Source organism: Rossellomorea sp. LjRoot5, from assembly GCF_964253455.1.
Classification (GTDB): Bacteria; Bacillota; Bacilli; order Bacillales; family Bacillaceae_B; genus Rossellomorea.
On record NZ_CAXUQN020000001.1, the window covers coordinates 872,274 to 898,848 of the forward strand.

Sequence of the window (26,575 nt, forward strand, 5' to 3'; positions counted from 1 at the left end):
TTTTGCATAAATTATTCATATTTTCAGGGAAAGATATAGTTAAGGTAGAAAATGATGTTAGGAGTGGTGAAAACTGACGACAAACATTGAAGGCAAAAAGGTTCAAGAAGCAGATAATAACAGAAAAAAGATAAAGCTGATCCTTCTACTCGCTCTACCCGCAGTTGTGGAGAACTTTTTTCAGACTATCTTAGGTTTCGTTGATACGTACTTTGTTTCAAAATTGGGTCTAATACAAGTATCGGCTGTAGGGGTAACAAATGCTATACTCGCTATATATTTCGCTCTATTCATGGCCCTTGGGGTCGCGGCTAATGTATATATTGCTAACTTTATAGGTGCCAATAAAATAGAAAAAGCACGGCACATTGCACAACAATCAATTATTGTAACGATTGTTGTGGGTATAATCACTGGAATTATTACTATATTTTTTGCAGAACCGTTGCTTAAATTAATGGGGATTGAGAGCAATGTACTGGATGCAGGGGTGACATATTTTAGGATTGTTGCCATTCCATCTGTATTTATGGCCTTGATGTTCGTTTTGAGTGCTATTCTCAGGGGGGCAGGTGACACAAAGTCCCCGATGAAGACGAGTATTATCATCAACATTGTGAATGCGGCACTGGATTACGTGTTTATCTTTGGTTTTTGGGTCATACCTGAAATGGGAATAGTCGGTGCAGCAACTGCTACAGTCGTAGCACGTGCACTAGGAACTTTTATACTATTTCGCTATACTCAAAAAAATACTTCTTTAACTTTCAAAAAAGAATATTGGAAAGTAGATCCTGTTCATTTAAAAGAGCTGTTTATCCTAGGGACTCCCGCAGCAGGAGAACGATTGATTATGAGAGCAGGTCAAATTGTTTATTTTGGATTTGTTGTGGCTCTTGGAACCAATGTTTTCGCAGCTCATCAGATTGCTGGTAACATTGAAGTGTTCTCTTACATGATCGGGTTTGGATTTGCCACAGCAGCAACGATTCTGGTAGGTCAGCAGGTTGGAGCCGGTAAGTTTGATGAAGCGAAAACATATGCTAAACTGTGTGTATTTTTAGCAGTTGGAAGTATGGCTGTCTTTGGACTCATATTATTTAGCTTAGGCGGATGGGCAGGAAGTTTATTTACAGAAGACAAAGTAGTGATCGGAAACATTGGAACAGCATTGAAAGTCTCAGGAGTATTTCAGCCATTTTTGGCAGTTGTCCTTGTTTTAACAGGTGCCTTTCAAGGAGCGAATAATACAAAATTTCCGATGTATTTAACAGGAATCGGTATGTGGGCTATCCGAACGTTACTTGTTTATGTATTGGGCATTCAGCTTGAATGGGGGCTGCTAGGTGTCTGGATGGCGATTGGTTTGGATATTGCCTTTAGAGCCGTCGTACTAACCCTACAATTTCATCGTGACAAGTGGATTGTGGTGAAAGTGGAGCCGGAAGAAGACCCAGAATCTCATTGCCACCCTCAAACATCGAAGGAGAATATGTCAGCGTGTGTGAATAACTACTAAAAAAAGATGGAGCGATTCTTGGCTCCATCTTTTTTTATTTCATGATTTAGTGGTGTCCCCCGTCACTTTCTGCAACGATTTCAAGCTTGTTATCGATTATCCCCTGGGTCTCATAAGAGATGGTTTCAATACTCCCCATTAAATAGGAATGATTATATGGACCTTCTTGGGGGCTATCTTGAAAAGTAGGTTTAATCTTTGCAAGGAAATGATAAACAGAGTCCTCCAGTTTACCTTGGTCCAGCCAAATTAGCGGACAATGCTTTCCCAGGTGGGAAAATGGAGCTGTAGTAATGGCCAATTCAGGCTGGGAGGTTGAGATGAAGGAAAGCCCCCTCCCTGGCTTGTCGATACCCCATCCAAAACCACTATCCTGGTCTTTAAACATTGTGAATTCAATTGAGACATCGACGGGATTATCTCCTGGAATTCTAGTAACGCTACCATACATGCTCAGTTCTTCTTCTACTTGTTTAGAAATTATTTTTTCAGGTCCTACAATATAAATATTTGGATTCTTTCTTTTCTTCAGGGCTTTAATTGTTTCTAATGGAACGCCATTCGTTTCTACATATAAAATGGGCTCAGGCATATGAGCAATCCAATAACCAGCTACTAGAGAAAAAAGCTTTGCATGATCCTCGGAGGATACAACGAGGATATTTTCAGGATACTCATCTGTCAATCTTGCATATTCCTCATCGACTTTAAAAGCAAACTGAGCAGCCGTCTCTGCTGTTAACGATTTAACCTTATAAGAAGCCAATTGTTCATTCACATGATCAGTAATGTCTCCCATAACCATTATTTGAATCCCTTCAGAATTTCCTTTAGGTTGTAGTCTGTCGATTTCATTAAGCACTTCTTCCGACACACCTTCCGAGTCAAAATGAAAAACAGGTCCGTTATTTGGGTGATGAATAAAATTTACCGATGCCAAGCCAATACTCCACGATTTATTCGGGAAAAGAGTAACCGTGCCAGGTCTGGTTTCATCATGTGTGGCCGGCCAAATCATTTGGGAAGTATAGATTGAAGCCTCCAGCGTATTATCTGTATTTAGTCTCGAGACATTTTTCGTATCATACGTCTTAAGGTTAACCCCTGCGCGATCATTATAAGAATTAGGTTTACTGGCAAACTGTTCTAATTGTTTATGTGTTTTCATCGAATCCTCCTATAAATATTGAATATAATTAGCATATTCCCCAAGGGATTGCAGATTGTTTGCAGATAAAAGAATTCTATTTTTATTCGATTATTTTATGGGTGTAAAATTACGCTTGTATGGTTAATCTAAACATTGCATTAAAGTACCAATACATTACTGAAATGTATTAAGTATGTATAAAAAAGGAGCTTTATATAAGGGTGGCTAAATGGTAAGTTTTGTATATTTTTACAAGTCAACAATTCTATATTATTAACAATGAATGCAGACTTATGTTTAATTTATTGGGATATTAAAGTTCAAGTAACATCGGTGAGTTGAGACCATATATTTGTATTTTTAGGCATGCTTATGCTTCTATATAATTGAGTCAAAATTATGCTTCTATTTGTAATTAAAAGTCATTTCCTGCTTGTTTTCGGACATATCTTTTCAACCAAAAAAATAAAAGTTCAAAACTTCTTCTGAAAATAAATTTATTACAAGTTGAAAAAACGTCTTTTAAGGCGTTTTTCTTTTGCTTAATCACTTTTTATATAAATAATTAAAATTATCTGAATATTATTGACATTAAGTTAATAAAAGATAATTATTAAATAAATACCTTACCTATGTACTGTACAGAGTAAAAAGAAAGAAGGGAGTGTTTTTTATCAGTGGTGAGCCTGCTTTTACAAACAAACAGATGATCTTTGCTATTTTAGCTTTAGCAATTCCTGCCGTCGTGGACAATTTTTTTCAGACCATACTTGGGTTTGTAGATACTTATTTTGTTGCTCAAATCGGTTTGGAGGAAGTAACCGCTGTAGGAGTGGCTAATACGTTACTTGCAGTGTATATTGCAGTATTTATGTCTCTGGGAGTATCAGTGAATGTCTATGTCGCAAAATTTTCAGGCTCAGGGAATAAGGAAAAAACCCAGAATGTTGCGGGTCAATCAATTCTCTTGGCTTTAGCTCTTGGTCTTGTATTTGGATTTGTTACCATCGTATTTGCTGAGCCATTATTAAGGATGATGGGTCTGGGGGGAGAAGTACTACAAAAGGGAGTTATATATTTTAGAATCGTTGGTATCCCATCACTTTTGATTTCTTTGATGTTCAGTATGAACAGCATTTTAAGAGGGATGAAAGATACTAAAACACCAATGGTTGTCAGTATAATCATAAATTTATTAAATATTTTGCTTGACTATATTTTAATCTTTGGTTTCTTTATCATTCCTGCATTTGGATTGGAAGGAGCTGCATGGGCTACAGTGATATCCAGATTAACGGGAGTTTTGTTACTGATTATTTTCCTTAATAAAAAGAAATTCGTTCGCAAATCGACATTATTTAGATGGGATTCATCTCTTCAGAAATTACTGCTGCAATTAGCCACTCCAGCAATGGGAGAAAGGCTAGCCATGCGGATCGGCCAGGTACTTTACTTTGGTATCATTGTTTATATGGGAACTCAATTATTTGCTGCACATCAGATAGCAGGTAATATTGAAGTCTTTTCTTATATGATTGGGTATGGGTTTGCAACGGCGGCAACTACATTGGTCAGTGATTATTTAGGGGCACAAGAATACGATCTTGCAAAAAAGGCAGCGAGGTACTGCGTATACTTAGGAATAGCATGTATGTCGATATTTGGAGTCTTTTTATTTTTTGGCGGAGAGTGGATCGGTTCTTTTTTCACAGTTGAGGAAGAGGCAATTAAGAATATTGGTATAGCTTTAAAGGTTGATGCTTTTATTCAGCCCATTTTAGCGATTGTTCTCATCATGACTGGAATATATCAAGGAGCAGAAAATGCCAAATCACCATTGTATTTGACCATGATTGGAATATGGATCATCCGTACGTTGGGGGTATACTTGCTTGGGATGTATTTCGGATGGGGGATATTAGGGGTTTGGATAGCGATCGGATTGGATAATGCATTTCGGGCATATTTTCTATACAGAGGATTCCATAATGGAAAATGGTTAAATAACATAGAAATCGTAACAGATATCTCGTATCAAAAACAAAGAACCCTTTAGAATGGGTTCTTTTGTTTTGTATACTAATTTACGATCAGTGTACCGGTCATACCGTTTTCTTTATGACCAGGGACGGTACAGAAAAATTCATAAACTCCTTTTTCGGTAGGAAGAAATTCTAGTTGATTTGAACTGTTGGCTTGAGCATGAAGATGAAATGATTCATTGGATATTGATGAGTGGTGGGCATGCCCACCATTTGAATTAGGCGCATTAGCTGTAATTCCTTTAATTTCAATATCGTGTTCTACTTGATCATCATTTTGTAACACAATTCTGGCAGTTGTGTCTTTTACAACAGTTATGGTGGATGGCTGATAACGCATTTCAGATGCAATGATGTTGATTGTGTGTATATCTTCAGTTTGGTTTGAACCGTTATGATTAAGGTGAGATTGATGCCCCGTCTGTTCTTTAGTTGGTTCTGAATGTGGCGAAGCAGTAGATTTAAAAAGTAATTCACCTGAAAAGAAAAATGCAAAGATGGTGACGAAGACAACCAAAGGCTTAAATAGCCATTTCTTCGTAATTAAGTACTGTTCAGGTTTGGTTCGCGGAAAAATAAAAAATAGAAATATAGAACATAATGAAAGCACCGACAAAATTTTCAAAATCATAATAGATTCTTTAGGAGAAATCATTTCTCCTAACATTGCTCCCATCATACCACCCATTAATCCTGCCATTAAACCTTCGATGGAAGATAGTGGACTATGGATGATTCCTATCAGCAGTCCGACAGTACCTCCTATCCCCATAGACAATAAAGTGGAATAGAATAAATCCCCTTGGTATAGTGCGCCGAACATTACTCCTAGCGTCAATCCAATACTCATTCCTGTATACATGGAAATCATCATGTATGACATAGAATGTAACCGTTCTTTTAATATTTTCCCCATAATCATACAAGCCAAGACTAAGAGAAAAAGAGTGATAGAAATAAATAGTTGATATGGTTGAATCGTTATCTCCTCCTTTGTTTGCTTTCATGATATGAGAAGAATAGACAGGCCATTCCAAAATTTTTTAAAACATTTGAACTATAAAAATATAATTTTCTTAAAATTCAGTATTTACAAAATATTAAATAAGGTATAGTATATTTAAAAACAAGCCCAATATACTATAGAGGGGTATTGTATTTTTTAAAAATTTATATAGGGAGGAATACAAATGGCAAAAGGACAAAAAATTTTGTTTCTTGGAGTTTATGGAATGGAAGTTGTGGAATGTGGAGGTGCACTGGCAAAGAACGTAACTAGTGGCGGAGAATCCTACGCAACAATTATGCTTTGTCGTGAGACCAGTCAGCCTCAAGTAAGAAAAGCCAGTGAAGAATTAGGAGTGAATGTTTCCTTCTTGGATTTTCAATATGGCACTGTCGATTTAAGTATTGATTCAAAGCTCAAATTGATCAAAGTCATCAGAGAAGTAAAACCAGACATTATTATCACTCAAGACCCCGAGCATTCCTTCCATGATCTTGACCCGGACCGCAGGCCGGCTATGACTTTACTGCTCGAATCCATCGCCCTTTCAAGTCGAGATTTTGGTTTGGAAGAACTTCCTGGTTTAGATCCGCATCCTATACCAACCATTTACTACATGACCCCTCATCACCCTAATACTGTAGTAGATATTTCATCTGTTTGGGGAAAGAAAGAAAATGCGATGAGTGTCTTAGAAAGTCAAATGGAATTCAGTGGAATGCATTTTGATGAAATGCTGGATCCGTCAGCTGCAGAAATTATAGCTCCCGGTTTTTCTAAACTAACTAATAATTATGAAAAAGGACGGGCCATTCATAAAGCATTGGATAAAGCGGTTCATGTTTATCATGGATTGGCAACCCACGGCCATTTTGCTTTAGCTGAAGCGTATAGAAGAGAAGGAAATTTCCATTTGCAGGAATTAATTAAATGATATGAAAAGGGGAAAAAGGATGAAGAAACCTCTACTATTAATTGCAGTCTCGCTGTTACTTGTTATTTCGAATCTCACCCCTGTATTTGCAGATCAGAAAACTAAATCCTTAAAAGTCGGAATTACAAAGGATGAAAATGGACTTAATCCCTACACCTATGTAACGGGTTATCCTGGCCTCGATTTGGTGAACCTTCTTTATGATAACATGTTTGTGTTAGATGAAGACAATCAGCCTCAACCATGGTTAGTTAAAGAGTACAATGTTAGTGAAGACGGTCTGACCTATGAGTTTACACTACATGAAAATATCACATGGCATGATGGTAAGCCTTTGACAACAGAAGATGTTAAATTTACAATGGAATATTTTATCGATCATCCTAAGTCTCGCTTCACGAATCCTCTTAAGAGCATCGCCTCAATAGATCAATCAGACGAAACCACAATCTCACTTACCTTATCAGAAGCAGATCCCAACTTCATGATTCAACCACTTGCAGATTTACCTATACTACCAAAACATATCTGGAGTGAAATAAGCAATCCAGATGAAGAAACGAATGCTATTGGAAGTGGTCCATACATTCTGGAAGAACATAAGTCAGGACAATATTATAAGATGAAGGCCCATAAGGATTATTTTCACGGGGAGCCTCCAATAGAAGAAATCGTTTTTCCGATTATAGAAGATACGACAGCCATGCTGAATGCCCTTCAAGCTGGAGAAATCGATGCTCTTTCTTCTAGTATATCACCTGAACTTGTAGAGCAATTTGAATCAAATAGTTCATTAAAAGTGGCTAGGGGACCTGGTTACAGTACGACACTTTTCCAAATTAATGCGGAGAAGTATCCGATGACAGAATCGGCCTTTAGGCAAGCTGTTAATTATGCAGTGGATAAGCAGAATCTAGTCGATACATTGTTGCTCGGATATGGTGAAGTGGGTAGTCCAGGATTTATCCATCCGTCTTCCACATTCCATAATTCAGAATTGAAACCTGTATACGATCAAGAAAAAGCGAAACTGATCCTTGAAGAAGCGGGCTTTAAAGATGTTGATAGGGACGGTTTTAGAGAAGACCCAAAGGGAGAGAAGATTGACCTTACCACTCTTGTATATGCAAACAGTCCGATCAGAATCCGGACAGCAGAGCTGGTTTCAGAAGCAATAAACGAGATTGGGATTAAAAATACGGTAAAAGCGATGGATGCAACAACTGTTGATTCCCTAATGTGGCCTGACTTTGATGTGACAAAGGGTCGTGATTATGATATGGGTCTGTGGGGTTGGTCTAACACGATGCAGTTATTCCCTGATCGTATGGTTGAGTTGTTCCACTCCGATCCTGCAGTAGGTTCTGTTAACATTGGTGCTTATAAGAATGCCGACTTTGATGCATTGTCTGAACAATTATCCACTACTTTTAAAGAAGAGGAGAGAATGAAGGTCATTAAGGAAATGCAATCACTAGTTGCAGAAGATTCTCCTTTTATCACTTTATATTACCAGGAGATCGTTAATGCATATAACCCATCAGTATACGACGGATATGTTTTCCAAGTAGGGAAGGGGATTATTAATAAGCTATCCTTTGTTTCAGGTGAGAAATCCGAAATCAAAACGTCTGACCAGAAAGAAGCAGCAACTGGGGATGTAGCCAGCCAAAGTACATCTGGTGGGGGTTCTAAAAACACCCTATTCATACTTGGAGGGCTTATTCTTATAGTGGTCATCGGCTTCTTCTTTATTAAACGAAAAGGTAAAAGCAAACCGAAAGATGATTTTGATTTTTAAGTGATAAGGAGGTCTGATTGATTACTTGAATCAGACCTCCTTGATTCACATTCTAATGTGGAGGTGTAACAGTTGGGAAAGTTCATAGCTGGAAAGTTTGTACAATATGCCATCGTCATTTTTTTGATGCTCACGCTGAATTTTCTTCTTCCGCGCTTGATGCCAGGCAATCCCTTGGTTTTCCTAGCGGGTGAAGATGTTGGGTTTATGTCGAGCAGTGAGAAAGAGGCAATATTGGATGAACACGGGTTGAATGATCCGATTCTTGTTCAATATGGAACGTATATTAAGAACATCGCTACTGGAAATTTTGGCTTCTCTTATCAGCAAAAAAGACCTATCTCAGACCTTTTGATGGAACGACTGCCATGGACATTGTTGCTTACCGGGCTAGGGCTGGTAATTTCAACGGTCATCGGAGTTATGTTCGGGGCAATTTCGGCTTGGAAACGCGGTACAAAGACCGATGCTAACCTGCTCACGGTGTTTATGTTCCTGAGTGCTATGCCCTCCTTTTGGGTAGGTATGATTCTGGTTTCTATTTTTTCTGCTCAGCTTGGATTATTTCCGGTGTTTGGAGCTGAGAGTGCCTGGTCAAATCTAACTGGTATTGATCGATTTATCGATATTATGAAGCACTTAGCATTACCCTTAACGACGCTAGTATTGATTTCGGTAACCAGCACATTTATGATTATGCGCTATTCAATGTTAAGTGTATTGGGTGAAGATTATATCATGATGGCAAAAGCAAAAGGGGTTAAAGAGAAAGTCATTAAATATAAGCATGCCATGAGAAATGCGTTATTGCCTGTAGCTACAGTCTTTATGCTTAGTTTAGGGTTTATGCTGGGCGGAGCTACCGTGATCGAAACGGTATTTGCTTATCCTGGTGTAGGCAGATTGATGTTTGAATCTGTACTAAGCAGGGACTACCCTTTGATTCAAGCCACTTTCTTAATTATCACCTTTAGTGTGGTCCTTGCAAACTTATTTGCTGATTTGATTTATCCTATCTTGGACCCGAAAGTGGGTAAAAATAATGGATAAACAAAAATTAAAAAATTATTGGTCCGTTCTCTCATCAAACAACTTAGGGATGCTAGGTGTTGGGATCTTATTGATGTTCTTGCTTATCGCCTTGCTGGCACCTCTTATAGCACCCTATGATCCGAGTGTCAGGGTGGGAGGCCCCTTTATAAAACCAAATGGTGACTTTCTTCTCGGAACTAATGATGTAGGTCAGGATATCTTCAGTGAATTGATTTATGGTACAAGAGTCTCCTTGCTAATTGGTATTGTTGCGGCTTTAATTTCCATTGTCATTGGCTGCCTAGTAGGAGTCATAGCAGGATATTACGGAGGGAAAATAGATTCGATGTTAATGAGGTTCGTTGATTTGATCCTTGTAATCCCATTCCTGCCCCTTATGATATTATTAGCCGCTTTCATCGGGCCAAGCTTTTGGAATATCATCCTGGTCATAAGTTTGATCTCATGGGCGAGTCCAGCCCGTGTAATACGATCACAGGTGCTATCGTTAAAAACAAAAGGATACGTGGAGGCCGCCAAATCGATTGGTACCAATATTAGGGTCATTCTGACAAAACATATCTTACCAGGGGTAATCCCCATTGCTTTGTCCCAGTTTGTACTGGCAGCAAGTCATTCGATATTAATAGAAGCTTCATTGAGTTTCCTTGGATTAGGAGACCCATTTACAAAGAGCTGGGGCACCATTTTATACTATGCACAAGCAAGAGGTGCTTTCTTAACGGACGCGTGGGTATGGTGGATACTTCCTCCTGGGCTTCTGATCACTACGCTGGTTATAGGGTTTGCATTCACGGGGTATTCCTTGGAAGAAATCCTTAACCCTCGATTAAGAAAGGAGCGGTGATAAATGAATTCCTTACTCACAGTGGAGAATCTGTCAACTTACTTCAAAACAGATAAAGGAATAGCAAAAGCAGTGGAAAACGTTTCTTTCTCGGTAAAAGAAGGAGAAATGCTGGGGATTATCGGTGAATCAGGATGCGGAAAAACGACAGTTGCACAGTCTATTCTACGTTTGATTGAATATCCTGGGAAAGTGGTTTCTGGAGAAGTTCAATTAAACGGAAAAAACATTATGAAACTCTCTGATTCTGAACTTACTGATTTAAGGTGGAAGGAACTTTCTGTTATTCCTCAAAGCGCGATGAATGCTCTTAATCCAGTCTATACCGTGGGAGAACAAATAATGGAAGCTATCTTCCTACATGAAGATGTAAGTAAAAAAGAAGCGGAAATCAGAGTCAAAAAATTGTTAGAGTTGGTTGGTATAGATGGAGAACGTTGGAAAAGCTACCCGCATGAGTTTAGCGGAGGGATGAAACAACGTGTTGCAATTGCCATGGCGCTTGCATGCAACCCTAAGCTGGTCATTTCTGACGAATCAACAACAGGTTTGGATGTTTTGACTCAGGCTCAAGTCATTGCCCTGATAAAAGACTTGCAAAGAAAATTAAATCTTTCTGTCATTTTGATTTCCCATGACCTTCCAATGGTAACAGCAATATGTGACAGAATCGTTATCATGTACGCAGGAAAGATTGTAGAATGGGCTTCTACTGAAGATATAATTAACGATGCAAGACACCCTTATTCTTCAGCTCTTTTGAAAGCTACACCAGACCTGGCAAACCCTGAAAGGGAAGTAATCTCCATTCCAGGAAGTGTTCCAAACTTAGTGAACCCTCCCAGAGGCTGCAGGTTTGAAACTAGATGCCCATTTGCAATGGAAAGATGTAAAACAGACACTCCTGAACTAAGAGAAGTTAAACCAGGCCATTTTACTGCTTGCTTCCTAGAAGAAAAGGGGGAGAATAAAATTGGATAAAACAGTATTATTCAGTATCAAAAACCTACAGAAAACATTTGTGAAAAAAACTGGACCGATTTTTAAGCGGGTGAGGAAAGAAGTCTATGCTGTCAATGACATTAATTTAGATATAAAGCGCGGGGAAATATTAGGGATCATAGGTGAAAGTGGATGCGGGAAAACAACTACCGCAAGGATGGTAATGAGATTAATGAAAGAAAGTGCAGGAAAGATTGAATTCGAGGGAGAAAACTTATGTAAATTAAATGATGCTCAAACGAACAAAGTACGGAAAAAGATGCAAATGATTTTTCAGGATCCTTACGATACATTAAACCCAGGGATGCGAATATTAGATATTTTAATGGAGCCATTAAATGCACATGAAAAGCACCTATCTCATCCAGAGAAATTAAAGAAAGTAAAAGAAGCGATAGAATCAATAGAATTAAGGCCAGCAGAAGATTTTATGTATCGGTATCCTCATCAATTAAGCGGTGGTCAGAGACAACGGATTGCCATAGCAAGAGCAGTGATCTTAAAACCATTATTTATTGCGGCGGATGAACCAACTTCAATGTTGGATGTTTCTGTAAGGGCAGGGATTTTAAATTTATTATTAGACTTAAGAAAGAAAATGGGCTTGACAATGATGTTCATTACCCATGATTTAACGACTGCAAGCTATATGTGCGACAGGATAGCAGTGATGTACCAAGGGAAGGTAGTGGAAATCGGGCCAACTAAGAAGATTATCCAATCACCATCTCATCCCTACACTAAAGCATTAGTTTCTGTGGTAAAAGATTTGAATTATTTTATTGAACATCGTGACCAGATCATCCTGGACGGAGAAGTCGATGCTACTCAAGAGTTGAAAGGTTGTCCTTTTGTTCACCGATGTCCTCACCAAGAAACTAAATGTCATGATATGGAGCCTCAACTAGAAACCCTTGGTAAGAATCATGAAGTTTCTTGTCATTGTCATGAGGAGTTATTAGAGAAAACATCTTAGTGGAGAAGGGAGTAATCAGCTTTGGAAGGGAAGAAAACTAAAATTGCAGTAAACGGAGGGATTGGATTCGGTGCCAAGCTGACTTCCAAACAGTTAATGGTCATTGCGAATCGCATAGGGGATGTCGAGTTGGAATTAACCACGTTCCAACAAATTTACTTGGAAGTATCAGAAGATGAAGTGGATGAAACCATCCAGGAATTTCAAGCAGCTGGGTTAAAATGTTACCCGGTAGGCAATGTGGTTAAAAGCCTGCGCACTTGTAATTTTTGTAAGGGTGAACTCGAAGAAGGAATGCCTGTTGCGAAGGAAATCAATGAGCGAACTGCGGGAAAAGAAGTGCCCTTTACTGTAAAGATGGCTTATACTGGTTGTCCCGTAGGATGTGGAGAGCCTCTAGTAAATGATATCGGTATTATGAAAATAAGGGATAAATATAATCTATATATAGGAGGGAAATCCAAAGGTAAGGACGCTGAGGCAGGTACTCTGCTTTTCGAGAATTTGGAACCAGAAGCACTCTATCTTTATATCGATCGTTTTCTTGCCAAGTATCAGGAATTGGGAAGAAAACGTGAAGGCGTTGCAAAGTTCATAAAGAGGATTGGATTTGATGAAATAAAGCAATCGATTAAATAGTCTAAATATTTGTCATACAGCTTGAAATCATGTAATTTGAATATGATGGAAAGCACTTTCATTGTTTTAACCAAATCGTTTGAAAGGGGTTGCGAAATGTCATCTAATCCAGAAAATATTATTGAGATGGATTCTTGTTGTGCAACGGATGGTGATCGAAAGAGCCATCATTCAGATAAAGTAAAAAATAACCTTGTAACAAGACTGAATAGGATAGAAGGTCAAATTAGAGGAATCAAAGGACTCATAGAACGTGATACGTATTGTGATGATGTTATAACACAAATATCGGCCACGCAATCTGCACTAAATAGTGTAGCGAAAATATTACTTGAGGGTCACATGAAATCCTGTGTCTTAGAACGCATTCAAGCTGGAGACAACGAAGTACTTGATGAAGTATTGGTAACCATTCAAAAATTAATGAAGAAATAAGGAGAGGATCGAGATGGAAAAAGTAACGCTGCAAGTAGAAGGTATGTCATGTGGTCACTGTGTGAAAGCCATAGAAGAAAGTGTAGGGAAATTAAATGGAGTTCAACATGTGAAAGTATATCTTGATTCAGGTACAGTCGACGTTGAATATCAATCCTCTAATGTTTCTATTGATACGATCAAAGAAACTATTGATGATCAAGGATACGATATTCAGGAATAAATAAAAGAAAACGTGCCATTATGTGCACGATTTCTTTTGGAAATGAATATACCCCATATAGGTATAAGGAGGTCTGATAATGACTGATAATTCTAAAGAATTCAATATGCAAATAACGGGAATGACTTGTGCGGCATTTGCTAGAAGAATAGAAAAAGGACTGACCAAACTGGAAGGTGTTAAGAATGCCACGGTCAATTTGGCATTGGAAAAAGCTACAGTTGCATTTGATTCTAAGAATGTGAATGAAAGTAAAATACAAGAAAAGATAAAGGATCTGGGGTTTGATCTGGTAACAGAGAAAGTTGAAATAAGTATATCCGGTATGACTTGTGCGGCCTGTTCAACAAGAATTGAAAAAGGATTGAATAAATTAGACGGGGTTTTTAAAGCAACAGTTAATTTGGCTTTGGAAACGGCTACTGTTGAATATAATCCATCCACTCTCACAGTAAACGATCTCATGAAAAAAATAGAAAAGCTAGGATATGGAGCTAGAGAGAACATCGATACAAATCAACAAGCTGCAGTAGATCATCGACTGAAAGAAATAGAGAACCAAAAAGGAAAATTTGTTTTCTCTACCATTCTTTCTATGCCATTATTATGGGCGATGGTGAGTCATTTTGAGTTCACTTCTTTTATCTATTTACCGGAAATGTTTATGAATCCTTGGGTTCAATTTGCTTTAGCGACGCCTGTTCAATTCATAATAGGGAAACAGTTTTATGTAGGTGCCTATAAAGCATTGAAAAATAAGAGTGCAAACATGGACGTATTGGTAGCGCTAGGAACTTCAGCTGCTTATTTCTATAGTATATACTTATCCATTCAATCGATAGGAAGTACTGAACATATGGTCAGTTTATACTTTGAAACAAGTGCAGTATTAATTACGTTGATCATTCTCGGAAAGCTCTTTGAAGTGAAGGCCAAAGGCAGATCTTCAGAAGCAATAAAAAAACTAATGGGTTTACAAGCGAAAACCGCCACTGTACTTCGTAAAGGAGAAGAGCTCGAGTTGCCGTTAGAAGAGGTTCTTGTAGAAGATATCGTCTACATAAAACCAGGAGAAAAGATCCCGGTCGATGGGGTGGTCATCGAAGGGAAATCAGCTATTGATGAGTCCATGCTGACTGGGGAAAGTGTTCCGATAGATAAATCAGAAGGCGACGAGGTGATTGGCTCCACGTTAAATAAGAATGGTTTTTTGAAAGTGAGGGCTACAAAAGTAGGAAAGGATACTGCCCTGGCTCAAATTATTAAAGTTGTGGAGCAAGCACAAGGATCTAAAGCTCCTATACAACGTCTTGCCGATAAAATATCCGGGGTTTTCGTACCTGTGGTAGTGGTGATAGCGATTATTACGTTTTTCACCTGGTATATATGGGCTACACCTGGTAACTTTGCTGAATCTTTAGAAAAAATGATTGCTGTTCTTGTTATTGCTTGTCCATGTGCATTGGGATTAGCAACACCTACATCAATCATGGCCGGGTCTGGCCGTGCAGCAGAGCACGGCATCTTATTTAAAGGTGGAGAGCATCTTGAGACGACTTATAGAATTTCAACAGTAGTTTTAGATAAAACGGGAACGGTCACCAACGGAAACCCTGTTCTGACAGATGTGATTACTCATCAAGATATTGACGAAACTGAATTTCTAACCTTAGTAGGCGCTGCAGAGAAACCCTCTGAACATCCTTTGGCTATTTCCATTGTCGAAGGGATAAGGGAAAAAGGGATTAATCTTGATGCAAACGTTGAGTTTGAAGCGGTTCCTGGATTTGGTGTGATAGCCAAGGTTGATTCTAACAATGTTCTCATTGGCACGATTAAATTAATGAACAAAGAAGGAGTGTCAATTGGAGGAAAGGTGTTGCAGATCAAAAATCAGCTTGAGCAAGCAGGAAAAACTGCTATGCTCGTTGCCATCAATGGTCAATATGCTGGATTAGTTGCAGTGGCAGATACCATTAAGAATACATCTAAAGAAGCTATTGAACGATTAAAAGATATGGGGTTAGAAGTCATTATGATGACTGGAGACAACCGGCAAACTGCGAATGCTATTGCCAAGGAAGCGGGTATCAGTCAAGTCATTGCGGAAGTATTGCCTGAAGGGAAGGCAGAAGAGGTCATAAAGCTACAAAAGAAAGGGAAGAAGGTAGCTATGGTAGGAGATGGGATCAATGATGCCCCGGCCCTTGCTGTAGCTGATATCGGAATGGCAATCGGAACAGGTACAGATGTAGCGATGGCAGCAGCTGATATCACACTAATACGTGGTGATTTAAATAGTATCGCAGATGCCATTAGAATGAGCCAAAAAACAATTATAAATATTAAACAAAACCTTTTCTGGGCGTTCGCTTATAACACATTGGGAATACCTATTGCAGCCCTCGGCTTCCTCGCTCCCTGGCTTGCTGGAGCGGCGATGGCCTTCAGTTCAGTTTCAGTCGTACTTAATGCTTTACGTTTACAAAGAGTGAAATTATAGGAGGGATAGAAGATGAAAAAGTGGGCTGTATCTGCACTTGTATATCTATTGCTAATAGTTGGAGGTTATACTGTGTATTCACAAGTGTTTCAGTCGGATGAAAAGGCTTCAAACGAAAAATCTGAAAGCCATAATAGCCATGAAACCGCTGAACCTGCCGATACTCACGGTGAACATGAAGAAACATCAACTGAATCAGACAGCCATGACGAACACGGTGAAGGTGTGGAGGGAAGCGAAGTCAATGTCGATGTAGCTGCAGAAAATAATTCAATCTCCATCATGGTGAAAGATACAGATGGCAATCCTGTAGACGAATTAGATATCAATCACGAAAAATTACTTCATCTAATTATTGTAGGATCTGATATGGAAATATACAAACACTTGCATCCAGAAAAAACTTCAGAAGGAACATTCAAGGTAAACCACGATTTAGTAGATGGAAGCTATAAAGCATTTGTCGATATCAAGCCAACCAACAAGAGTTATCATGTTGAAGCCATTTCTTTTAACATAGGTGAGCAAGGTGCAGATAGCCATCACGCTAAATTGATTGAAAGTGAAAAGCTTTCTGTGGAAATCGGTTCTCATCAAGTAACATTAAACCCCAGTACCCTGAAAAGCGGTGAGGAAGTGGAGTTGCACTTTGATTTGAACGGGGAAGTACCCGAGCAATACTTGGGAGCCCTTGGCCATGTGGTTATCTTGGATGCACATGCCGAGGAATATCTTCATGTTCATCCATTAGAAGGCGAAAATCCTATCTTTGCAACAAGTTTTGCTGAACCAGGACTTTATAAAGTTTGGGCAGAATTTAAATTTGACGGGGAAGTATTCGTGTTTCCGTATGTAGTGAATGTGAACTGAGGAACCTCCAAAAATTAAGAAGGAATGAAGTTAAGATGGATTGGTTCACGCATCTTTGTAATGACATCATAGACAAAATATTAAGGACAATAAACTCTTTACTGCTGTATTCAGTATTGCAATCAATGTTTTTATCAGTATTATAGGTGTTTTACCAACTTTTTTATAACACCAAAATGAATTTAACTCTGATTGGACTGGAAACAGGAATCGTAGTATCAATCCTGTGTGAATCTTTAGGAACTATTATCAGATTTGTATTGTACAGAAGAGGGACTTCCTCTTCAAAGCTTTACAAAGTAACCAGAAACAAATATTTTGTTAAATTAAAAAATGCTCAGGGGAATGAATGGATATTCCTGTTGTTTGCATTTAGAATTGTACCATTTATTCCTTCGAGTGTGGTGACCGTGGCTGCAGCTTTCAGCAACATTCACATTGTGGCGTTTTCGATAATCAGCACCATTGGGAAAATTCCAGCTCTTTTAATGGAAGCAATGATTGTTGTGAATGTAATTAAAGCATCGCAGTGAAGTTTGATTTTAATGGTGGCTCCTACAGTAATGGTCCTGGGCTATTTGAATTTCAAGATGAAAAGAATAAAAAAATAAGTATTGTACTGGCAAATATGATATAAAGCCCTGTAGGTTATTAAAGAATACTACAGGGCTTAATATATTTATCAGTAAGCACACTTATCATTCCGGCTGGTTATTTGCTTCAGGGTCTGGAGTAAAATTTGGTGTAAAACCTTTGTATTTCACCATATTGACCATTCCAGCACTTGCATGATGAAGATCGTGACAATGGAATAGCCAGTTTCCAGGGTTATCTGCCTTAAAGGCCACTACGTATTCATCTCCGGGCTTTAAATTTATTGTATCTTTCCAAATGGGTGAACCTTCTATTGGTTTACCGTTTTTACTCAATACTTGAAAAAAGTGTCCGTGTAGATGCATGGGGTGGTCATCACTTTTCGAATTGTTCGTCAATGTAACTTTTACAAGGTCGTTTTCATTTACCTTGATATTTTCTGTATTAGGGAACGTATTATCATTGATTGTATAGGCCATTCCTTCGTGGTTCATTGCGGTATTCAAATCCATTGTATATTCGACATCATATTGTTGATCAAGGCTGAACTTAGTCTCCTCAGGTTCCCCGTACGATGTAAAGTTAAATTCCGGCAATTCTTGAGCTTGATTTGACTTATCTACACTGGTCTCTGCACCTTCATATTTTATTAAAGTCTTCATTCCTTTTGTGCCTTCCATTTCACCATGACATTCGAGGAACCACTCACCTGGATTGTCTGCAGTGAATTCGATATCATAGCGTTCACCTGGAGCGATGGAGACAACTTCGTCTTTAAGTTTCTGTGGATTCGTTATTTCCTGACCGTCAATTGCGACTACTTTATAATCATGTCCATGTAAATGTATCTTGTGGGACAAAAAGCCAACGTTCACAAGGCGAAGTCGAACCTTTTCTCCTTCCTTGACTTTGAGTGGTTCTATTGCTTCCCCACTTTTACCGTTTATGGAGAATACATCGTACTCACTCATATCATGACCCATAGAATTTTCCTCATCGTTCTCCGTTTTTTCAGAGTTTTCGTTCTGACCCCCTTCTGAATTCATGTTTTCATGGTCCATGCCTCCCATCTCATCCATACCCGAGTTCTTTTCTTCGCTTATCCATTCATCGAGCATTAGCGTATAATCTCTGTCATAGCTGACTTCCTTTGGCTCGACAGTTAAAGATCCATATAGCCCTTTATCCATTTGATCGACTGCATTTTGGTGAGTATGGTACATATAGGTACCTGCATCTTCAGGAGTGAATTCATATTGGAAAATTTCTCCGGGTTGAACGGCATTCTGAGTAACCCCTGGGATACCATCCATGTCATTAGGAACAGTAATTCCATGCCAGTGAATAGTAACTGGGACGTTTAATTCATTCTTTAAATTAATTTTTACTTTTTCCCCTTGTTTGACTCGAAGTTGTGAACCTGGAACTGATCCGTTAAAGGTTAATGCGTTAACGCTGGTTGTAGGAGTTAGTTGATGGATTCCTTCTTTTGCAGTGATTGTAAATTCGTTACCTGTCAATGTTTCTGTATCGACTGTCTTTACTCCATCTGATTGACCGTCAGAATTAGTTGAACTTTGTTTGGTGTTATCGTTGGATTCACTATGCTCCATGCCGCCCATTTCGTCTTCTTGTGAAGAGCATGCAGTTAATATAATTGTGAAAAACAGGAAAAAACTAAATAAAATAAACTTTTTCATCTTGTTACCTCCATAAAAGTTATAACTTAAGATTAAGTGAAATAAATGCAAAACTTAAGGAAATAGATTTATGTAATAAAAAGTTCACAATTAAATAAAAAAGTGTTTTAATTCATAATTTCTCCTTATTTATCAGATAAACTATCCTATTAAAAGGAGGTATGTTTTACAGTGGAGGACATAAACACGATAGACCGTATAGCAATAGAAGTTGGACCCTTTACTGTTTACTGGTATGGAGTAATAATAGGGTTAGGTATACTGATAGGGTTCTTGCTGGCTACTAAAGAGTCCAGAAAGACAGGTCTGGACCATAACGTATTTCCGGATCTTTTGATTTGGGCAATTCCTATTTCCATTCTTTTTGCAAGAATCTATTATGTTAGTTTTGAATGGGAATACTATAAAGAAAACCCGTTGAATATCATTGCTGTCTGGGAAGGCGGAATAGCCATTCATGGTGCGTTGATTGGGGCGGTATTAACCACAATTATTTACTGTTATAAAAAAGGCATATCTTTTTGGAAAGTCGCCGATATTGCTGCACCGAGTTTGATCTTGGCTCAATCTATTGGACGATGGGGTAATTTCATCAATCAGGAGGCTCATGGAACTCAAGTGAGCAGAGAGTTTCTAGAATCAATGTTCCTGCCTGACTTTATAGTCGATCAGATGTTCATCGAGGGTAATTATTATCATCCGACATTTCTTTATGAATCAATGTGGAATTTATTGGGATTTATTGTTTTGATCACTATTAGAAAAAAGTTCACAAAATTAAAGCAGGGAGATGTGTTCCTCACTTACCTGATTTGGTATTCCACGGGCAGATTTTTTGTTGAAGGAATGAGGACAGACAGTCTAATGCTTACAGACAGTATTCGAGTAGCTCAATTGGTTTCGTTGCTCATTATTTGCATAGCTATTTTTCTGATGTATTACCGTAGAAAGAAGTATAGACTTGAACCTTATCTTCACAGCTATCGGAGGCACTAATGACTTGCGACGCTCAACGGCTGTGCAGCATTGAAATTATGTGATGCATGTGCATCTAAATTTGTATGCTGAAGTATGCCCTCAGTAACAGGTGCATCCCAATGACAGTATAATTACAATTATTGAACTTATTATGAAGCATAACAGCCATGCAATTTGACTGTTATGCTTTTTTGTTAATAGTAAAGGTATTGATTTTCATGAATTCTGCATATTTTTAGGGCATTACTAATTGAAAGATTGTTTATGAAGGAGGAATATTTGGATGAATCATCAAAATTCACATGATCATCATCGGCACCGAGAGTCTCACGGAGAACCAGGGATGAAAAATGAACATGTACACGGGGAGCAGGAAGATCATGCTTCTCATCATGCCCATATGGTTGATGACTTTAAACGAAGGTTCTATATTTCGCTCATCATCACTATTCCGATACTGATTTTCTCACCTATGATTCAGGAATTCTTAGGGATAGATTTAAGATTTACTGGCGATATGTATATTTTATTCGGCCTTGCTACGTTTATATTCTTTTATGGTGGATGGCCATTTCTTGAAGGGTCCTGGAAAGAGTTAAAGCGAAAAGAACCTGGAATGATGACACTGATTGCTTTGGCCATAACCGTAGCTTATGTCTATAGTTCGCTTACGGTATTTGGTCTTTCCGGAAAAAACTTCTTCTGGGAGTTGGCAACGTTGATTGACATCATGCTCCTTGGCCACTGGATTGAAATGAAATCGGTCATGGGTGCTTCACGTGCATTGGAGGAGTTAGTGAAGTTAATGCCGTCAGAAGCTCACCTCGTCGATGAAGAAGGAAATGTAAAAGATGTTCCGACTTCAGAATTGAAACAGGGGGACAAGGTTTTGATTAAGCCGGGGGAAAAAGTACCGGTCGATGGAATGATCATTAAAGGAGAATCCTCACTTGATGAGTCAATGTTAACAGGGGAATCAGTGCCTGTTGAAAAATTCAAAGAAGATCAAATCATTGGCGGTTCAATCAATGGTGAAGGCTCTTTGACAGTTTCAGTGGAGAAAACAGGGGAAGACAGTTATCTCTCACAGGTCGTGACGATGGTGAAAGAAGCACAGGAATCAAAGTCACGAACACAAGACTTATCAAACCGTGCAGCTAAATGGTTGTTTTATATAGCTCTTTTAGCGGGCATCATTACAATGGCAGTGTGGCTGTTAATAGGGGAAAGTTTTGTTTACGCATTGGAAAGAATGGTAACAGTCATGGTTATTGCCTGTCCGCACGCATTGGGGCTGGCTGCTCCACTCGTAGTCGCAAGATCGACGGCAATTGCTGCGAAGAGGGGGCTGTTAATTCGAGATCGTGCTAGCTTTGAAGGTGCAAGAATCCTTGATGCAATTGTATTCGACAAAACTGGAACGTTGACAGAAGGTAAGTTTGGTATCACTGATATACAATTGGTTGAAAGTTCGGAAGAAGAAGTTATAAGGCTCGCTGCCTCATTGGAAGCCCAGTCAGAGCACCCAATTGCAAGAGGAATTTTCGAGGAAGCTGAAAAACGTTCAATTAAATTATCAGAACCGGAAAACTTCCAATCCATTACAGGTAAGGGCCTTAAAGGGAGCATTAATGGCAAGAGCGTAATGGTGGTCAGTCCTGGTTATATGGCTGAAGAGAAGATTTCCTATGATAAAGATATTTATGAAAAACTATCCGGTGAAGGGAAAACTGTAGTGTTTGTACTTGTTGAGGAAGAATTATCTGCCATGATTGCTCTGGCGGATAAAGTGAGAGAAAGCTCCAAGGAAGCCATGAAACGATTAAAAGAACTCAATATCCGTGCTATGATGCTGACGGGCGACAACAAGCAGGTGGCCAACTGGGTGGCGAATAATTTAGATCTTGATGAGGTTTATGCAGAAGTGTTGCCTCACCAAAAAGCTGAAAAGATCAAGGAGGTGAAAAAAGAAGGTCTGAGAGTAGCAATGACAGGTGACGGTGTAAATGATGCACCGGCTCTTGCAAACGCCGACCTTGGTATAGCGGTGGGAGCGGGTACTGATGTGGCAATGGAAACAGCGGATGTTATATTGGTAAAGAGTAATCCGAATGATGTTGTGTCCATTATTTCATTATCGAAAGCAACGTATCGGAAGATGATTCAAAACTTATGGTGGGCTGCCGGTTATAACATTGTAGCTATTCCGCTGGCAGCTGGAGTACTGTACAATGCAGGAATTGTACTAAGTCCGGCAATCGGAGCGGTACTAATGTCACTCAGTACCGTGATAGTAGCTATTAATGCACGTTTATTGAAAGTTTAAGGTTTTTTGAGTAACGCGCAGGTGACTTACTTGAGGAACACTCTAAGAAATTTAACAGCATTTATCACAATATAGTAAAAGAGCATCTCTTTCGATGCTCTTTTACTATATATTCATTTGAAAATGAAATTTACATATATCATATACTTTCTCATGAGAATTTCTTTTTAATTGTTGGTTTACAAACTCCAATACGTGAGCGTATCAAAAACCCCAAGGATAACTAAGGCTACCCCAGAAAACTTCTGAACCAAGGAACCTACCTTTCTGCTTTTTTTAATCAACGATCCATCAAGTTCCAAAAAGCTAATCATGAATAGAATAATTAAAAGTGGAATAGATGTAGCGATTCCAAACAATGACGGTAGTATAAAGCCTGAAGGAGAAGAAATGGCAACTGGCATTAGGGTTACAAAGAATAAAATAAACATAGTTGGACAAAAAGCAACTGAAAAACTGATTCCCATCCAAAGCGATCCCCATTTCCCCTCTTTAAATGTAACTGGAATCCAACTTGATAGTTTATTAATGAAACGCAACTTGAAGAAGCCTAATAAAAATAAACCAATAAAAATAATCATGGGACCTATAACCTTCCGGAATGCAGAGAAAAAAATAGTGCTATTAGATCTGAAATCATTTCCAATCCACCAAAATAATAGACCAAGCAAAGAGAAGGCAATGATCTTCCCTGCTATAAAAAATAGTACTTCTGTCCACTTCATTTTAGACTGGATACTGCTGGTTCCATAAATTGTGATAGCGCTGATATTCGTAGTGAGCTGGCAGGGCGCGAGTGAACCGATTAATCCTAAGATTAATGCAACTAAAATAGGAAAATCCATTAAACTATCCACCATATTGTAAAACGGGAGACTTAATGTATTACTGATTCTAGTTAGTATTTCATACATACTTACACAACCTTATTCATTATTATCACTTAGGTTTTCCACTGTCCATAATTTCAGTCCAGTTCTTGCCGCCGTCAGACGTACGGTAGATATCATTTTTGTATGTCACTAACGTCATTTCTGACTGATTCTTTGGATTTTGTGCTATGAACATGATAGGATTATCGTTATTTATTGAAGGTAACGGTAATTCTACTTCTTCAAGTGATTCCAAGTTAAATTTAATCAAGCTGATACCCTCTTCTTCTAAACTCGAATATACCCCGGTTTTATCGTTTAATACTACACTGGTAACCGGTGTTCCTTGCATTATTGGTGAAAAGGTATCCCCGCCGTCTTCTGAGAAAAAGATCCCTTCCTGACTATTTATAGCCAACAGATTTTTTTTATCAGGATGGGCGGCAAGTCCAATCAACTTAGCAGGATCGATTCCTGACATTTTTCTCTTGTTCCAGTTTTCCCCTTCATCGCTTGAAGAATAAAGGCCTGTTTCCAATGTAGAATTAGGTTCTTGGTTTATGACAAACAACTGACCGGATTCATATCCTGCAGAAAGATAATGAAAGTCAGTTTCCCCATAGAATGCCAGCTTGTCTAAAGATTTCCCTTGATCAGTACTCTTGATGATTCCCAGTGGGTTCTTCAAGTCAGAACCATTCTCAGGATGCCCGCTGGAATAAAAACCGTCTTTATATGGAGAGAATCCCATGTAATCATGTTTATTGCGATTAGCCTCTGTCCATTTGTTTTCTTCATATTTATAGAGTCCGTTGTGAGTGGCTATAAAAAAAGCATCGTCATTATTTGGGTATCCTGCACCATGTAGGTGTTCGACATTTTCTGATTCTGGACTTACGAACTTATATTCTTGTGCTGTAGAGGAACATCCGGTTATTAGTAATCCAGATCCAATTAATATACCAATTGCTTTATTAAGTTTCATATAATTTTCTCCTGCCTTCTTGTTTATTTATACTTTCCACTGATAACCAAATCCCCAAATGGTGGTCAAGTGGTTCTCAATGGGAAAGTGAGCGGATTTTAACTTTTCACGAAGATTCCGGATATGAGAATCTACCGTGCGGATTTCAGTTTCCGCATGATTATCCCATACCATCAATAGAAGCTGCTGCCTTGTATACACTTGTTCAGGCTTCTTCATTAATGCTTCTAGTAATTTAAATTCCTTCAAAGTGAGTGATATTTGCTTTTCATTATGAATTAGTGTGAATGACTGATAATTCAAACTGAAATCCCCTCTGATTAAGAGGTGTGAGTTAGATGTTTTGAACTCATTCTTGTGCCTTCTCAAAGCTGCTTTAATTTTGGCCAGGAGCACTTCTTCGTCAAATGGTTTTGTGAGATAATCGTCTGCTCCGAGTTCAAGGCCTCTGATAAGATCGGCTTTTGTGTCCCTTGCAGTAAGCATGATGATTGGGACCGACGAAAACGTCCTGATCTTTTCACATACTTCCCAACCAGACATCTCTGGCATCATGATATCAAGCAGCAGTAAATCAAATTCTCTCTTCCTCAATTGCTGGATGGCTTCATGACCGTTGTTAGTTTTAACACATGAGTACCCACGCGGTTTGAGAAAAAGTTCAATGAGATTCAGCATTCTCGCCTCATCATCTACAATAAGAATGTTTTTCATTTAGAACCCTCCTTGATAGGAATATACAGTTGTATAATCGTTCCTTTTCCGATTGTACTCTTCACCTGAATATCACCTCTGTGTGCTTCAACCAGCTCTTTTACAATTGATAGTCCAAGCCCTGATCCCCCATGTTCTCTAGAACGAGACTTTTCAACGCGATATAAGCGTGTGAAGATATTCGGAATTTCATCTTCAGGGATACCGATACCTTCATCTTCAAGCGAGAAGATAGCATTCTTCGAGTCAGAGGTGACAGTAAGAGTGACCATCGTATCTTTTTTTGAATATTTCTTAGCGTTATCCAGCAGATTCAAGAAAATTTGTTCCAGACGTATCGGATCTGCATAGATGACCATATTAGTTGTACAATCTACAAAATGTAATTGAATGTTTTGATTAACAAATGCCGGCTTAACCTTTGTATATAATCTATTTAATAAAGGCCCAATTTCCACTGTTTCCTTGTAAATAGTAAAGGTATTTTCATCAAGCTTTGCAAGTTCAAATAGATTTTCCACTAGCTGGACAATTGTACCGGTCTCCTCCTCGATAATATGAAGATATTCCTTTCGCTCCTGCTCCCCGATTTCTATTCTCTTTGCAATAGTAGTGTAGCCTTGCACGTAAGTTAGAGGAGTTCTAAGTTCATGAGAGATACTTGCTAGAAATTCAGCTCTCTCTGCTTTTATTGACTTTAAATCATCAGATAACTTCTGTATAGCTTGTGACAATTGGCCAATTTCATCATTTCCAGCTTGAGGAAGCATGACATCATAATCTCCTCTATTGATACTCTCGGTTGCAGCCTTCATTTTAATTAGTGGCCGGGTTAAAATCTTGGAAAGAATAAAATGAATAATAATCATTAGTACTAAACTCAGCCAGCCTGCAATTAGAAAGTGAGAATTTAGTTCCTTGATTAGTTTTCTTAAAGGGCCAGTAGGTTTGAACATAAAGATATAGCCTTCCTGAGAACTTGCACGAAAAGAAGACATAGATACGATGTAATCGTCATTACGGTAGTCTTTTTTTAGCATGTTGCTATTGGGATAAGAAGCTACAACAGCTTTCTCTATAACCCCTTCCATTTCAGGTGAAACCTTGTCCGAAGCAATAATTATGTTTTTTTGTTTGTCAGTAACAACAACGATTGCACTTGTCCTTGATTCCATCAGGGCTATATGCTGCAGGGTTTGCTGAGTGTAATTATCCTCTAATATGTCACGATGACTTTCACCTCTGGATTGAATGGAATTTATCTCTTCATCTATCCTACTGTTCACGATACTTTCGTGGAGAAAAACCAAGATGAAAACAACCAAAATAAATACTGCAATCGTGAAATATACCGTTAACTTGGTAGATATCTTCATTATCAACCCTCAATTCTGAACTATTAATAA

The 26,575-nt window shown here is 38.5% G+C and carries 23 protein-coding genes; 16 read left to right on the forward strand and 7 right to left on the reverse strand.

Annotated elements, in window-relative coordinates:
• The first annotated feature begins 85 nt into the window (after nucleotides 1–85).
• On the forward strand, nucleotides 86–1,519 hold the full coding sequence (locus ACSQ2E_RS04380; protein WP_159363318.1) for an MATE family efflux transporter: 1,434 nt from the start codon (nucleotides 86–88) through the stop codon (nucleotides 1,517–1,519).
• A gap of 46 nt (nucleotides 1,520–1,565) precedes the next feature.
• Here the strand turns inward: ACSQ2E_RS04380 and ACSQ2E_RS04385 are convergent, their stop codons facing one another.
• Nucleotides 1,566–2,687 (reverse strand): cell wall-binding repeat-containing protein, encoded by a 1,122-nt coding sequence (locus tag ACSQ2E_RS04385; RefSeq protein ID WP_435989496.1) that lies wholly within the window; start codon nucleotides 2,685–2,687, stop codon nucleotides 1,566–1,568.
• Between the two features lie 646 nt (nucleotides 2,688–3,333).
• Between ACSQ2E_RS04385 and ACSQ2E_RS04390 the strand changes: the two genes are divergently transcribed.
• Nucleotides 3,334–4,725, forward strand: coding sequence for an MATE family efflux transporter (locus ACSQ2E_RS04390; RefSeq protein ID WP_252189223.1), 1,392 nt, complete (start codon nucleotides 3,334–3,336; stop codon nucleotides 4,723–4,725).
• Between the two features lie 23 nt (nucleotides 4,726–4,748).
• Here ACSQ2E_RS04390 and ACSQ2E_RS04395 read toward each other — a convergent pair whose 3' ends face one another.
• Complete coding sequence (locus tag ACSQ2E_RS04395) at nucleotides 4,749–5,627, reverse strand: cupredoxin domain-containing protein (protein WP_435989497.1); 879 nt, start codon at nucleotides 5,625–5,627, stop codon at nucleotides 4,749–4,751.
• Nucleotides 5,628–5,901: 274 nt separating this feature from the next.
• Between ACSQ2E_RS04395 and ACSQ2E_RS04400 the strand changes: the two genes are divergently transcribed.
• The 12 genes from ACSQ2E_RS04400 to ACSQ2E_RS04455 all read left to right on the forward strand — a co-directional run bounded on the left by ACSQ2E_RS04400 (nucleotide 5,902) and on the right by ACSQ2E_RS04455 (nucleotide 17,533).
• Nucleotides 5,902–6,651: a PIG-L deacetylase family protein gene (locus tag ACSQ2E_RS04400; protein WP_159362689.1), complete on the forward strand. Its 750-nt coding sequence runs from the start codon at nucleotides 5,902–5,904 to the stop codon at nucleotides 6,649–6,651.
• Between the two features lie 19 nt (nucleotides 6,652–6,670).
• Nucleotides 6,671–8,452: an ABC transporter substrate-binding protein gene (locus tag ACSQ2E_RS04405; protein ID WP_435989498.1), complete on the forward strand. Its 1,782-nt coding sequence runs from the start codon at nucleotides 6,671–6,673 to the stop codon at nucleotides 8,450–8,452.
• 72 nt (nucleotides 8,453–8,524) lie between these two features.
• Entirely contained in the window at nucleotides 8,525–9,502 is a 978-nt protein-coding gene (locus ACSQ2E_RS04410; RefSeq protein WP_159362687.1) for an ABC transporter permease, read from the forward strand.
• Nucleotides 9,495–10,352 (forward strand): ABC transporter permease, encoded by an 858-nt coding sequence (locus ACSQ2E_RS04415; RefSeq protein ID WP_159362686.1) that lies wholly within the window; start codon nucleotides 9,495–9,497, stop codon nucleotides 10,350–10,352. Before ACSQ2E_RS04410 ends, ACSQ2E_RS04415 begins: the two co-directional genes overlap by 8 nt.
• A 3-nt stretch (nucleotides 10,353–10,355) precedes the next feature.
• Nucleotides 10,356–11,333: an ABC transporter ATP-binding protein gene (locus tag ACSQ2E_RS04420; protein WP_159362685.1), complete on the forward strand. Its 978-nt coding sequence runs from the start codon at nucleotides 10,356–10,358 to the stop codon at nucleotides 11,331–11,333.
• Nucleotides 11,326–12,330 carry an ABC transporter ATP-binding protein gene (locus ACSQ2E_RS04425; RefSeq protein WP_159362684.1) on the forward strand — a complete coding sequence of 335 codons (1,005 nt, stop codon included), beginning with the start codon at nucleotides 11,326–11,328 and terminating at the stop codon, nucleotides 12,328–12,330. The genes ACSQ2E_RS04420 and ACSQ2E_RS04425 overlap by 8 nt, the downstream gene beginning before the upstream one ends.
• A 21-nt stretch (nucleotides 12,331–12,351) precedes the next feature.
• On the forward strand, nucleotides 12,352–12,969 hold the full coding sequence (locus ACSQ2E_RS04430) for a nitrite reductase (RefSeq protein WP_232353719.1): 618 nt from the start codon (nucleotides 12,352–12,354) through the stop codon (nucleotides 12,967–12,969).
• Between the two features lie 96 nt (nucleotides 12,970–13,065).
• Nucleotides 13,066–13,404, forward strand: coding sequence for a metal-sensitive transcriptional regulator (locus ACSQ2E_RS04435; RefSeq protein ID WP_159362683.1), 339 nt, complete (start codon nucleotides 13,066–13,068; stop codon nucleotides 13,402–13,404).
• Nucleotides 13,405–13,417: 13 nt separating this feature from the next.
• On the forward strand, nucleotides 13,418–13,627 hold the full coding sequence (gene copZ / locus ACSQ2E_RS04440; protein WP_159362682.1) for a copper chaperone CopZ: 210 nt from the start codon (nucleotides 13,418–13,420) through the stop codon (nucleotides 13,625–13,627).
• Between the two features lie 79 nt (nucleotides 13,628–13,706).
• Nucleotides 13,707–16,130: a heavy metal translocating P-type ATPase gene (locus tag ACSQ2E_RS04445; protein WP_435989499.1), complete on the forward strand. Its 2,424-nt coding sequence runs from the start codon at nucleotides 13,707–13,709 to the stop codon at nucleotides 16,128–16,130.
• A 12-nt stretch (nucleotides 16,131–16,142) separates the two neighbouring features.
• A complete protein-coding gene (locus tag ACSQ2E_RS04450) occupies nucleotides 16,143–17,000 on the forward strand; it encodes a hypothetical protein (RefSeq protein ID WP_159362680.1) in 858 nt (285 codons plus the stop codon).
• Between the two features lie 146 nt (nucleotides 17,001–17,146).
• Complete coding sequence (locus ACSQ2E_RS04455; protein ID WP_159362679.1) at nucleotides 17,147–17,533, forward strand: VTT domain-containing protein; 387 nt, start codon at nucleotides 17,147–17,149, stop codon at nucleotides 17,531–17,533.
• Nucleotides 17,534–17,698: 165 nt separating this feature from the next.
• Here the strand turns inward: ACSQ2E_RS04455 and ACSQ2E_RS04460 are convergent, their stop codons facing one another.
• A complete protein-coding gene (locus ACSQ2E_RS04460; protein WP_159362678.1) occupies nucleotides 17,699–19,294 on the reverse strand; it encodes a multicopper oxidase family protein in 1,596 nt (531 codons plus the stop codon).
• 171 nt (nucleotides 19,295–19,465) lie between these two features.
• Here ACSQ2E_RS04460 and lgt point away from each other — a divergent pair, with 171 nt between their 5' ends.
• Both lgt and ACSQ2E_RS04470 read left to right on the forward strand, forming a co-directional pair.
• Nucleotides 19,466–20,290, forward strand: a complete 825-nt coding sequence (gene lgt / locus ACSQ2E_RS04465) for a prolipoprotein diacylglyceryl transferase (protein WP_159362677.1) — start codon at nucleotides 19,466–19,468, stop codon at nucleotides 20,288–20,290.
• Nucleotides 20,291–20,555: 265 nt separating this feature from the next.
• Nucleotides 20,556–22,598 (forward strand): heavy metal translocating P-type ATPase, encoded by a 2,043-nt coding sequence (locus ACSQ2E_RS04470; protein WP_159362676.1) that lies wholly within the window; start codon nucleotides 20,556–20,558, stop codon nucleotides 22,596–22,598.
• A 179-nt stretch (nucleotides 22,599–22,777) separates the two neighbouring features.
• Here ACSQ2E_RS04470 and ACSQ2E_RS04475 read toward each other — a convergent pair whose 3' ends face one another.
• The 4 genes from ACSQ2E_RS04475 to ACSQ2E_RS04490 form a co-directional block, all read right to left on the reverse strand.
• Complete coding sequence (locus ACSQ2E_RS04475; RefSeq protein WP_350448808.1) at nucleotides 22,778–23,443, reverse strand: urease accessory protein UreH domain-containing protein; 666 nt, start codon at nucleotides 23,441–23,443, stop codon at nucleotides 22,778–22,780.
• A 94-nt stretch (nucleotides 23,444–23,537) separates the two neighbouring features.
• Complete coding sequence (locus ACSQ2E_RS04480; protein ID WP_159362674.1) at nucleotides 23,538–24,455, reverse strand: F510_1955 family glycosylhydrolase; 918 nt, start codon at nucleotides 24,453–24,455, stop codon at nucleotides 23,538–23,540.
• A 27-nt stretch (nucleotides 24,456–24,482) separates the two neighbouring features.
• A complete protein-coding gene (locus ACSQ2E_RS04485; protein ID WP_159362673.1) occupies nucleotides 24,483–25,169 on the reverse strand; it encodes a response regulator transcription factor in 687 nt (228 codons plus the stop codon).
• Nucleotides 25,166–26,545 carry a sensor histidine kinase gene (locus ACSQ2E_RS04490; protein ID WP_252189222.1) on the reverse strand — a complete coding sequence of 460 codons (1,380 nt, stop codon included), beginning with the start codon at nucleotides 26,543–26,545 and terminating at the stop codon, nucleotides 25,166–25,168. The genes ACSQ2E_RS04485 and ACSQ2E_RS04490 overlap by 4 nt, the downstream gene beginning before the upstream one ends.
• Between the last annotated feature and the right edge of the window lie 30 nt (nucleotides 26,546–26,575).

Coding starts and splice junctions, on each gene's coding strand:
- ACSQ2E_RS04395 (WP_435989497.1), bottom strand. CDS start 5,627: ATGGGGAAAATATTAAAAGAACGGTTACATTCTATGTCATACATGATG.
- ACSQ2E_RS04450 (WP_159362680.1), top strand. CDS start 16,143: ATGAAAAAGTGGGCTGTATCTGCACTTGTATATCTATTGCTAATAGTT.
- ACSQ2E_RS04485 (WP_159362673.1), bottom strand. CDS start 25,169: ATGAAAAACATTCTTATTGTAGATGATGAGGCGAGAATGCTGAATCTC.
- ACSQ2E_RS04445 (WP_435989499.1), top strand. CDS start 13,707: ATGACTGATAATTCTAAAGAATTCAATATGCAAATAACGGGAATGACT.
- ACSQ2E_RS04475 (WP_350448808.1), bottom strand. CDS start 23,443: ATGGATTTTCCTATTTTAGTTGCATTAATCTTAGGATTAATCGGTTCA.
- ACSQ2E_RS04385 (WP_435989496.1), bottom strand. CDS start 2,687: ATGAAAACACATAAACAATTAGAACAGTTTGCCAGTAAACCTAATTCT.
- ACSQ2E_RS04490 (WP_252189222.1), bottom strand. CDS start 26,545: ATGAAGATATCTACCAAGTTAACGGTATATTTCACGATTGCAGTATTT.
- ACSQ2E_RS04460 (WP_159362678.1), bottom strand. CDS start 19,294: ATGAAAAAGTTTATTTTATTTAGTTTTTTCCTGTTTTTCACAATTATA.
- ACSQ2E_RS04405 (WP_435989498.1), top strand. CDS start 6,671: ATGAAGAAACCTCTACTATTAATTGCAGTCTCGCTGTTACTTGTTATT.
- ACSQ2E_RS04470 (WP_159362676.1), top strand. CDS start 20,556: ATGAATCATCAAAATTCACATGATCATCATCGGCACCGAGAGTCTCAC.
- ACSQ2E_RS04420 (WP_159362685.1), top strand. CDS start 10,356: ATGAATTCCTTACTCACAGTGGAGAATCTGTCAACTTACTTCAAAACA.
- ACSQ2E_RS04415 (WP_159362686.1), top strand. CDS start 9,495: ATGGATAAACAAAAATTAAAAAATTATTGGTCCGTTCTCTCATCAAAC.
- copZ (WP_159362682.1), top strand. CDS start 13,418: ATGGAAAAAGTAACGCTGCAAGTAGAAGGTATGTCATGTGGTCACTGT.
- ACSQ2E_RS04480 (WP_159362674.1), bottom strand. CDS start 24,455: ATGAAACTTAATAAAGCAATTGGTATATTAATTGGATCTGGATTACTA.
- ACSQ2E_RS04435 (WP_159362683.1), top strand. CDS start 13,066: ATGTCATCTAATCCAGAAAATATTATTGAGATGGATTCTTGTTGTGCA.
- ACSQ2E_RS04400 (WP_159362689.1), top strand. CDS start 5,902: ATGGCAAAAGGACAAAAAATTTTGTTTCTTGGAGTTTATGGAATGGAA.